Origin of the sequence: Dokdonia sp. Hel_I_63 (assembly GCF_007827285.1) — a bacterium.
Taxonomy (GTDB): Bacteria; Bacteroidota; Bacteroidia; order Flavobacteriales; family Flavobacteriaceae; genus Dokdonia.
In genome coordinates, this window is sequence record NZ_VISD01000001.1 from 1207107 (window position 1) to 1217671 (window position 10565).

Here is a 10565-nt window from a genome sequence, read left to right on the forward strand (position 1 = left end):
CCATTGGTATGGGTTGTCTGTAAATACTCAATTAACTATCAGCTAAATAACTATTGAATTTCTACTGTTCATTAGACTTTCTACTTGCTTTTCTAAAAACCTTTATAAAATGAAAATAGGATTGTTTTCATAATCTTGTTACTCATTATTACACAGCAATAGATAAACAGTTACAAGCGACCTTATTGTGTATGATTATATGCTTATTGTATATTTTTCCCTTCCTTGAATTAAAAGAGTTTATTTAGGAGCGATTGGATATTTTGTATTTGCATTGTAGTATCCCGCTTTACATTGCAATTCCTCGCGTCTGGCCGTGCCAGACAGCTGCGGGATTTACATTGCAATCGGGGCTAGATACTACTGCCATTGCATTACTGGGTAATTTATCGTGGTGCAATAATTATATAATTCTTAACTATAACGAGACGAGCATTTGCATACCTTCAAGTAATAAATAATGCACTATGAAAATTAATTTTAAAGTATCACCAGATCACGTAAAAACTATAGAAAAGCTTCCGGGCGCTTGGAGTATAGATGACTATAAGAAGCTGTTAGAGATAATGGATTATGGCGATACTACAGGTATGACGGATGCAGAGCTTGAAGAAATGGCGCTTCTTTCCCTATCTGATAATGAAACCAACGATGCTGCCGAAATCATACTAGAATACCTTTTTAAAGACCAGCTCAATAAAGGGCAAAGAGAGAACCTATCACATGAGATGCTCAACGAGCATCCATGGGAAGAATACTCAGACCTGTCTATGCATGAAGCATTTTTTAATGCAGGTCAAATTTTATACAAAGCCTACAACGGAAAGTTTCCACACCCTAAAGCGATACATTTTAATGTTACTTTTAGTGTAAAGAGTAGTATGATGCTTGATGTATTTAATGAAGATACAGAAGAGCAAGTTATACGTATACTAGCTCAAGGAATGCCAGATAACACACTTCTCAAAAGACTTTTTAAAGATGAGTTAGCACACGGAGGCCTAACTGATGCTGCAAATATTATCTGGCAACTTAAAAAAGTATCACAAGAAGAAACGGCTATAACATTTGATGTACTAAGTTCAAACCGATGGTTTGAAGATATTAAATATGTAGAGGATTTTGAGGCAACTATTGACTTTGAACAAGAATAGGTAGTACTTGCTATCTCAAATAGGAATTTTTTTAAGTGGTGCTTGTTAAAAGCTGCACATAAAAAAGCTCTCAGTAATACTGAGAGCTTTTTTTATTATCACATCATCCTTATTAGGGTCTAATTTTTTGTTCCCATTTCCAGGCAGAAGCCATGGCTTCATCTAGCGAGCTTTCTGCTTTCCAGCCTAGTTCATTATTTGCTTTGTCTGTATCTGCATAAGCAGCTGTGACATCACCTTCTCGTTTATCTACAATCTTATATTTAAGTGATTTTTCGGCTACTTTTTCATAAGAGTTGATCACTTCTAATACTGAGCTACCTGTGCCTGTTCCCACATTAAAAACTTCATAATTAGACGTGTTGTTCTCTTTAATGAGCCGTTCTAGCGCAATTACATGTGCCTTTGCAAGATCTACCACATGTATGTAGTCACGTACAGCAGTACCATCTGGAGTAGGGTAGTCATTACCAAAAACAGATAGCTCCTCCCTTAGCCCTATTCCCGTTTGTGTAATAAAAGGAACCAGATTTGCAGGTACTCCTAGTGGTAATTCACCTATCTCTGCAGTAGGATGCGCTCCTATGGGATTAAAGTATCTTAAGGAGATAGCATTAAGTTGTGGTTGTATACTGCAAGTGTCACGTATGATTTCTTCACCTACTTGTTTTGTGTTTCCATAAGGTGATGTCGCTGGTTTAACAGCTGCATTTTCTGTGATAGGTAACTCATCTGCCTGCCCGTATACAGCGCAAGAAGAGCTGAAAATAAATGAAGCTTTCTCCTTTTTTTGTAATTCTTGAAGGATGTAAATTAAGGTGACAAGATTATTTTCATAGTATAATAAAGGTTCCTTTACGCTTTCACCCACCGCTTTTGATGCCGCAAAATGGATGACACCCGTGATATCATTATGACGATCAAAGAAGTCTTGCACTTTTGACTTATCACGAAGATCAAATTCTTCAAAAAGCGGAGTCGTACCTGTAATATTTGATATGCCCTTTAAGACATCTGTTGAGGAATTTGAGCAGTTGTCAATAATTACCACATCGTGTCCAATTTGTTGAAGTTCAACAACTGTGTGTGACCCTATAAAACCTAGACCTCCTGTTACTAAAATTTTCATTCTATAACCTATTTAGATATCTGCTAAAGTAATTGATTTTGTCAGTCCTCTATTAATACTAAGTACTTAATGATGCCACTTTCCATTTTCGCGAAAGCGGATGTTTACCATATTTAAAAAATGAGGTAGGTACTTAATACTAGTAATACGATTAGTGCGCCTACGATGTATGCATATTTCCACGGAGTAGTATCTATCGCTTCTGTTTGCTTAGGTACGTAAATATCTGTTTTAGGCTTAATAGCCCCTACTATGAGCATGATAATTACATTCACCACAAATAAAATTCCCATAATATGTAAAAAATGAGGGAATGCCTCCGCTTTTATGATTGCGAGTTGTGCAGCATCTGTTATGCCATTTGCATCTGCCTCTGCAAGGGCAGTTGCTTGATAGCTAGGTCTCATAAATATGGTACATACGTACATAATTACACCAGCTATTAAAACAATTTTTGCACCTATGGCGGGTACTTTTTTTGTTATAATACCTACAAGTACTACTGCAAGAATAGGAACACTAAGACTTCCCAAGGCTTGCTGGATGTAATCAAATAACCCTGCAGGTGCATTTGCAATAAACGGGGCAATTATCATTGCGATAATAGCAACAACAACTCCAAAAAGCTTTCCAGCCTTTACCGCTTTATGCTCTGAAGCATCGCGGTTAAAGAATTTTTTATACAGATCAAACCCAAATAGCGTTGCACTACTATTTAATAAACTATTAAAAGAACTAAGTACAGCTCCAAATAAAACAGCCGCAAAAAAACCAACAAGCGCTGGAGGTAGAACCTCTTTTACAAGTTCTGGATAAGCTTTATCTGCAGAGCTTAAATCTCCTTCAAACAGGTGCCAAGCTATGATACCTGGTAATACTACAATCACAGGTATTAAAAATTTCACAAAGGCAGCTAGCATCATTCCTTTTTGACCTTCTTTAAGGCTTTTTGCTCCAAAAACACGTTGTAAAATAGCTTGATTTGTTCCCCAGTAATACATCTGCGCAATCATCATACCTGTAAAAATAGTCCCCACAGGAATAGATGATGTTACATCTCCAGTTACATCAAATTTATCTTGATTTTCTGTCCATAACTCGTTCAGACCAGCACCTACACTACCATCACCTATCATTTTGAGACCAAAATATGGGATTAGTAATCCTCCTATTAAGAGACCAACGGCATTTACTAAGTCTGATACGGCTACTGCCTTAAGACCTCCAAAAATCGCATATATAATTCCTATAACACCTATTGTCCACACACAAAGCCAGATTAATGTACTTTCAGACATTCCTAACAATCTAGGTAAGTCAAACATTGTGCTAAAGGCAAGTGAACCCGAGTAAAGAATAGTAGGTAATAAGACGATACTAAAAGCGATGAGAAATAATACAGAGAGAATAGCCTTTGTGTTTTCATCAAAGCGTTCTTCTATAAATTCTGGAATCGTGGTGATTCCTTTGTGCATATATTTAGGTAGAAAATAAACTGCTGTAATTACCATTGCAATTGCTGCGAGTGTTTCCCATGCCATTACAAGTATTCCTTCTGAGAAAGCTTGACCGTTAAGTCCAACAATTTGCTCTGCAGAGAGGTTTGTAAGTAATAATGATCCTGCAATTGTGAGTGCGCCTAGACTTCTACCACCTAGGTAGTAACCGTCTGCACTTTTTTCATCAGTACCACGTGTTTTCCACCAAGCGTATCCCGCTACAAGTAATGTAAATCCAAGAAATGAAATGAGTCCCATGTAATTAGGTGTTTATTAGTATAGCGTGTAAAATATGACTTTTTAATATAATATTATGAGTTCTATTACGAACCTTTTTACGATAACGTTTTCGCTAGTGAGAGAGAATGAAATGTTTTTTTTAGAGTTTGTGTTACTCAAATTCTTCCTCATAATATTCACTAGCATCTTTTAAGAGAAGATGGAGATATTCATTTTCCTGCAATACTCTCTTTTCATCCCAACCTAAATATCGTATCATATCCTCTTGAACGAGGTCACGATATTGATGCACAGAGTATATATCAAAATATAATCTACCCGTACGTCGCACAAAAAAGTCAGCAAGGCGGTTTGTCATCTCGTGATGGATGCTGTACCAAACTTCTGCACGTATTAAGCGCTCCTCTGGATTTTCATTTAAGAAATAACTCATCTTATCAATGATGGTATTGCTTTGCTTCCCATACGTAGTTGCTAGGTACCAACTTTGATATTCATTTACAATACCTACATGTTCAAGACGCTTTTTAATCTCTTGTTGGTAGATATCTACTTCTACCGTGTTTTTTAAAGGCTCAGAGGTAAGCGGTATTTTTTCTGTGTATGATTTTACGAGGTGTGCTTTCTTCTTCTCCGGCACATCTTTAAGAACGCGATCTATAACTCGCTGTGCCATTTTACGATATCCAGTAAGTTTGCCGCCAGCAATAGAGATCAACCCTGTGTCAGACACAAAAATCTCATCTTTACGACTCAATTCAGAAGGGTCTTTTCCATCTTCATGTATAAGTGGTCTTAGTCCAGCCCAGTTAGACTCTATGTCATCTATGGTGAGGTTAGCACTAGGAAACATATTATTAGTCGCATCAAGTAAGTAGGTTGCATCATCCTGAGTAGCCACAACGCGGTTGAGGTTTCCGCTATAGTTCGTATCCGTCGTTCCTACGTATGTTGATCTACCGCGAGGGATGGCAAAAATCATACGACCATCCGGCACATCAAAATAGATAGATTGGGTTAATGGAAAACGCTCTCTAGAGAATACAATGTGCACCCCTTTTGTAAGGTGCAAATACTTGTTATTCATGGAGTGGTCTTTCTTTCTTAAAAGATCAACCCAAGGTCCTGCAGCAGATACATAGTGCTGTGATTTAAGTTTAAAATTTCTTTGTGTATTGTGGTCAAAACATTGTAAGCTTTTTATTTTTCCTTGCTCATCATATTTAAAGGTTTTCATCTCGCAGTAGTTAATAATAGTAGCGCCAAAACTGGCTGCTTTTTTTAATAACTCTACGGTAAGTCGTGCATCATCTGTGCGATACTCTGCATAATAACCACCACCTATTAATTGGTTTTTATTAAGTAAAGGTTCTCTGGTAGCAGTTTCTTCTGCGCTTAACATTTTACGTTTATCATCACCCTCTACATTTGCAAGAAAGTCATAAACTTTTAAGCCTATTGCCGTCATCATTTTTCCATAGGTGCCACCTTCTATAAGTGGAAGTAGCATTTTTTCTGGAACAACAAGGTGAGGAGCAAGGGTATGCAATATTGCTCGTTCACTTCCCGACTCTTGTACTAAGCCTATCTCCATTTGCTTAAGGTAACGCAGTCCACCATGAATAAGCTTTGTAGATTTATTACTTGTTCCAGAAGCAAAATCATTCTTTTCTATAAGACATACATTCATACCACGAGATGAAGCGTCAAGTACAATTCCAGCTCCAGTAACACCACCACCTATAACAATAAGATCAAATTTTTCTTTTTGTGCACGAGCTATTTGGCGCTGTCTGTCAAGTACAGAGAAACGCATTGGGATATCTTCTTGGGTTGTGAGCATCTGGTTTGTAGTGCTCTTTGTGCGTGCTACGGCATTTTTCCAGCCGGTATATTTCTTGTTACGCTCATATTCAGTGATCGTTGGTTCAAAAATGGAATCTACTTGACGTATTTTAGAAATATCTTTTTTGTTCCAAATGCCTGCTTGAATTCCAGCTAAAAATGCAGCTCCTAGTGCAGTAACTTCTAGCATCTTTGGACGATCTACAGCTATGTTAAGAATGTCTGATTGAAATTGCATAAGGTAATTATTTGCAGTGGCCCCGCCATCTACTCGTAGCGCTTCCATTTGTTTGCCAGAATCTTCAATCATTGCATCTAGAACATCTCGTGTTTGATAGGCAATCGCATCTACCGTAGCTTTGATAATATCTTCTTTGCCTGAGTCTAGTGTTAATCCATAAATTGCTCCTTTTGCATCCATGTCCCAGTAAGGAGCTCCTAGTCCTGCAAAAGCAGGAACTACGTATAAATCATCTGTAGCTGCTGTATTCATACAGATATCTTCTGTGTCTCTTGCATGATCTATGAGGTCAAGTTTATCCCGTAGCCACTGTACAGATGCGCCTCCTGCAAATATGGAGCCTTCTAGTGCATATTTAACTTTACCATCTGGTAAGCTAGCACATAGGGTAGTAAGCAGTCCATTTTTTGAGGTAACAGGTTTTTTTCCAGTATTCATAAGTAGGAAGCAACCGGTACCGTAGGTGTTTTTAGCTATTCCAGATTTGTAACCTCCTTGTCCAAAAAGCGAAGCCTGTTGATCTCCAGCAACTCCACAAATAGGAATGCTTTGGCCGTCTAGTATGATGTTTCCAAAATCTGAGGCGCTATGTTGAACCTTAGGTAGCATTGACTCTGGAATGTTTAATGCCTCTAGCATCTTTTCATCCCATTTTAAGTCTATAATGTTATAAAGTAATGTTCGGCTGGCATTAGAGTGGTCTGTTGCGTGTACAGCACCATTGGTGAATTTCCAAATAAGCCAAGTGTCTATAGTTCCAAAAAGTAAATCGCCTTGTTGCGCTTTCGCGAAAGCGTCATCTACATTATCTAAGATCCACTTGACCTTAGTTCCTGAGAAGTAGGAGTCTATAATGAGTCCCGTATTCTTATTCACATACTCTTCTAGATCTTGAGATTTTAATTGTTCACAAATCTCTTTAGTGCGCTTATCCAGCCATACAATAGCATTGTAGACAGGTTTTCCAGTATGTTTATCCCAGACTACGGTAGTCTCTCTCTGGTTAGTAATACCTATCGCAGCAATCTCATCGATAGATATGTCAGACGTTTCGATAATCTCTTTGAAGGTAGCTTGCTGTGCTTCAAAAATCTCTATAGGATCGTGTTCTACCCACCCGTGTTTCGGGTAATGTTGTTTAAGTTCCTTTTGGGCAATGTTTTTTATGGTGCCTTGATGGTCAAATATGATAGCTCTAGTACTCGTTGTGCCTTGATCAAATGCAATAATATATTTCTTTTCCATAGAGAGAAACTTCATTAATGAAGTCGCCTAAAGTTAAGAATTACATCTTTAATTGATCTAGAGTTAATATTTAGAAAATCAAAAGTTATCTCTATTGAGAATCTTTGGGGTTAATTTTCTAAGAGATTTAATATTCGCTCCATTTTCATTCCTCTAGAACCCTTTATAAGTACGGTTGCGCCGTTTGGAATTTTGCTTGAATACGCTTTCGCGAAAGCATTATAATCTTCATAAACCTCTTGGTTCACTTGAGGTACCGAAGTACAGAAATCTGGACCTATTGCATACACTTGGTCAATACTAAGGTGATGCGCTAAATCTAACATCGCTTGATGTTCTGCTTTTGAGGTGACACCTACTTCAAACATATTACCTATGAACGCAATAGTCGTAGTGTTTGTAGCCTTTAAGTTTTCTAGAGCTGCCGCCATGCTCGTAGGGTTTGCATTATATGCATCTAGAATTATGCGATAAGAATCTTTCTTTATGATTTGAGAGCGATTATTTGCAGGTATGTATTCTTCAATTCCAGATTTAATTTGGTCAATAGACACATCAAAATAAGTGCCCATCGCAATAGCTACAGCAATATTTGAATAATTATAGATCCCTATTAGTTGGCTATTAATAGTGGTGTTTTTAAAAGATAGTTTAAGACTCTCAGATCCATCTACTAAGCTGATAGGGTATTTACTTTCTGTAGAGCCAAATGTTTGTAAAGTAATGCCAGTAGCTTTTTCCACTTGTAGCTTGTCTGTGTCGTTTATAAAAGCCATTTCTTCATTATCTCTAAGATAATTATAAAGTTCACTTTTGCCTTTTATAACACCTTCAAATCCTCCAAAACCTTCTAGGTGTGCTTTTCCAAAGTTTGTAATATATCCAAAGTTAGGTTGGGCAATCTCACATAACATTGCGATTTCTCCTTGATGGTTTGCACCCATTTCTACAATGCCTATCTCTGTAGTGCTGTCCATAGATAAGAGTGTGAGTGGTACTCCTATGTGATTGTTAAGATTTCCTTTAGTAGCTACGGTTACGTACTTCTCGGAAAGCACTGCGTTTATAAGCTCTTTTGTAGTGGTTTTTCCATTGCTTCCAGTAAGACCTATTATAGGTAGGTTAAGATAATTGCGGTGGTAGTTTGCTAGTTGTTGCAATGTTTTAAGAACGTCATCTACCAGCACAGTATAATCATCTTCATATTCTTTTTCATCAATCACTGCGAGCCTAGCGCCATCTTTAAGAGCTTGTTTTGCAAACTTATTACCATTAAAGTTATCTCCTTTAAGGGAAATGTAAATCTGATTTTTTTGTAGAGATCTTGTGTCAGTACAAACTCCGTTACTGTTTAAAAAATGGAAGTGTAGCTCTGCAATGGTCATAATGAAGTGAATTTTTAATATGAAAAAAGCCCTCGGAAGAGGGCTTTTAAATATACTGTAAAAAGAGAGTCTTATCTAGCTCTTTTTCCTGTTTTAGCTTTTGATCCTACACGTGACATAGCACAACGGAAACCAATATCGTCTGTTGCCATTCCTTGTGGAAGAAATCTTCTTTGTGCTGGATCTAGCCAGTATGCTCTGTCTCTCCATGAACCTCCTTTGTAAACGCGTACTTCGTCATTTACAAGTGATGTTCTATTGTTAGACTCGTCATAACGGCGATCCATATTTCCGTCTTCATCTCTCTCGACTTTATGCTGTGGAGCATTATACATGTTTTTTCCTGAGTCTGGATTATCTACATCTTCATTAAAAGATTCAAAATATCTTGTAGATCTTCTGTCACCATCTCTAAAGTTACGGTTGTCACTTGTAGAGAATTGTGTTCTTAAATAAGTCTCATCTTCATCTACAGGTACTTGTAGTATTTCCCCAGGTAAATCTCTAGCAATGATACTTCCATTTGCAAGTGTGTCATAAACGATAGAATCTACAGTAACGATTTTTACTTTACCATCTTCTCCGATAGCGTTCTTTGTATATACGTTACCTCTGTAGTAGTTAAAGTCGTTAAACTCATCATCCACAATAGGACGATAAACATCAGCAACCCACTCAGAAACGTTTCCAGCCATGTCGTAAACGCCAAAATCGTTAGGCTCATAGCTTTTTACTTCTGCAGTAATATCTGCATTATCATCAGACCATCCAGCGATACCACCATAATCTCCATCTGCTTGTTTAAAGTTTGCTAAATGATCTCCACGTGTGCGGCGATCTGAAGATCTTGTGTAAGACCCATCCCAAGGATATTTCTTACGACCACGGTATACATTGTAGCTTCTTAATTCTGTAAGACCAAGAGCTGCATATTCCCACTCTGCTTCTGTAGGTAGTCTGTACTTAGGAAGAAGTATTCCATCAGTGCGTTGTACAAAAATGTCCTTCGCATTAGGGTTTAAAGCGCCATCGCTATCTGCTACTGGATCGGGAGCATTACCATCTGCATCTTTTTTAGGTTTTGGAGTATTTTGCTTCATTCTACGTTCACTAGCCTTACCTCCTCGGGACATCTCATCGTTTCCTCCGTAAGCGAGTGTTGGCGCATTTAAATAAGTTTCTGTGTCAAAAGTTGAGCTTGCATCCACATCAAAACGAGCGCCTCTTGCAGTATAACCTTGTTCTTCTAGAATAAGTTCATTTACTCTGTTTGATCTCCAGTTTGCATATTCTACAGCTTGTATCCAGCTTACACCTACCACAGGGTAGTTTGCATATGCTGGGTGACGAAGGTAGTTTTCTGTCATAGTTTCATTAAAACCAAGGCGGTTTCTCCATACAAGTGTATCAGGTAGTGCACCTTTGTAAATGTTGCGGTAAATTTCTTCTTCTGGAGGAAATACTTTCTTTAAGTAATCTAGGTATTCTAGATACATTCCGTTAGTAACCTCAGTTTCATCTATATAAAAAGATTGAACGTGTTGCTGGTTTGGGGAGTTATTCCAGTCATGCATTACGTCATCTTGTACCTTACCCATAGTAAAAGTACCTCCTTCTACAAACACAAGACCAGGTCCAGTAGCCTGTTCTTCGTAGTCTGTTTTAAGCTTAAAACCTCCGTTTTTACCGTCGACTTTCCAGCCTGTTCCTCTAGAACTGTCTTTGTAATCGTTTGATTTGCTACAACTTGCGACTGTAATCGAAATCACGGCAAGTGCCAGCATTTTTAATGCAAAGTGTAGTTTCATAGGTAATAATGTTCAATGT

Annotated in this window: 6 protein-coding genes; 1 reads left to right on the forward strand and 5 read right to left on the reverse strand. The window is 37.8% G+C overall.

Annotation, left to right across the window (positions count from 1 at the left end; all coding sequences use genetic code 11):
• The first annotated feature begins 467 nt into the window (after positions 1 to 467).
• Positions 468 to 1154 carry a hypothetical protein gene (locus JM84_RS05355; protein ID WP_013750078.1) on the forward strand — a complete coding sequence of 229 codons (687 nt, stop codon included), beginning with the start codon at positions 468 to 470 and terminating at the stop codon, positions 1152 to 1154.
• Between the two features lie 112 nt (positions 1155 to 1266).
• Here JM84_RS05355 and galE read toward each other — a convergent pair whose 3' ends face one another.
• The 5 genes from galE to gldJ all read right to left on the reverse strand — a co-directional run bounded on the left by galE (position 1267) and on the right by gldJ (position 10546).
• Positions 1267 to 2283, reverse strand: a complete 1017-nt coding sequence (gene galE, locus JM84_RS05360) for a UDP-glucose 4-epimerase GalE (protein ID WP_013750077.1) — start codon at positions 2281 to 2283, stop codon at positions 1267 to 1269.
• A gap of 113 nt (positions 2284 to 2396) precedes the next feature.
• On the reverse strand, positions 2397 to 4040 hold the full coding sequence (locus JM84_RS05365; RefSeq protein WP_144783099.1) for a solute:sodium symporter family transporter: 1644 nt from the start codon (positions 4038 to 4040) through the stop codon (positions 2397 to 2399).
• Positions 4041 to 4173: 133 nt separating this feature from the next.
• A complete protein-coding gene (gene glpK / locus JM84_RS05370) occupies positions 4174 to 7353 on the reverse strand; it encodes a glycerol kinase GlpK (RefSeq protein ID WP_041295777.1) in 3180 nt (1059 codons plus the stop codon).
• A gap of 110 nt (positions 7354 to 7463) precedes the next feature.
• On the reverse strand, positions 7464 to 8738 hold the full coding sequence (gene murF, locus JM84_RS05375; RefSeq protein WP_013750074.1) for a UDP-N-acetylmuramoyl-tripeptide--D-alanyl-D-alanine ligase: 1275 nt from the start codon (positions 8736 to 8738) through the stop codon (positions 7464 to 7466).
• Positions 8739 to 8809: 71 nt separating this feature from the next.
• Positions 8810 to 10546 carry a gliding motility lipoprotein GldJ gene (gldJ, locus tag JM84_RS05380; protein WP_013750073.1) on the reverse strand — a complete coding sequence of 579 codons (1737 nt, stop codon included), beginning with the start codon at positions 10544 to 10546 and terminating at the stop codon, positions 8810 to 8812.
• Positions 10547 to 10565: the final 19 nt, after the last annotated feature.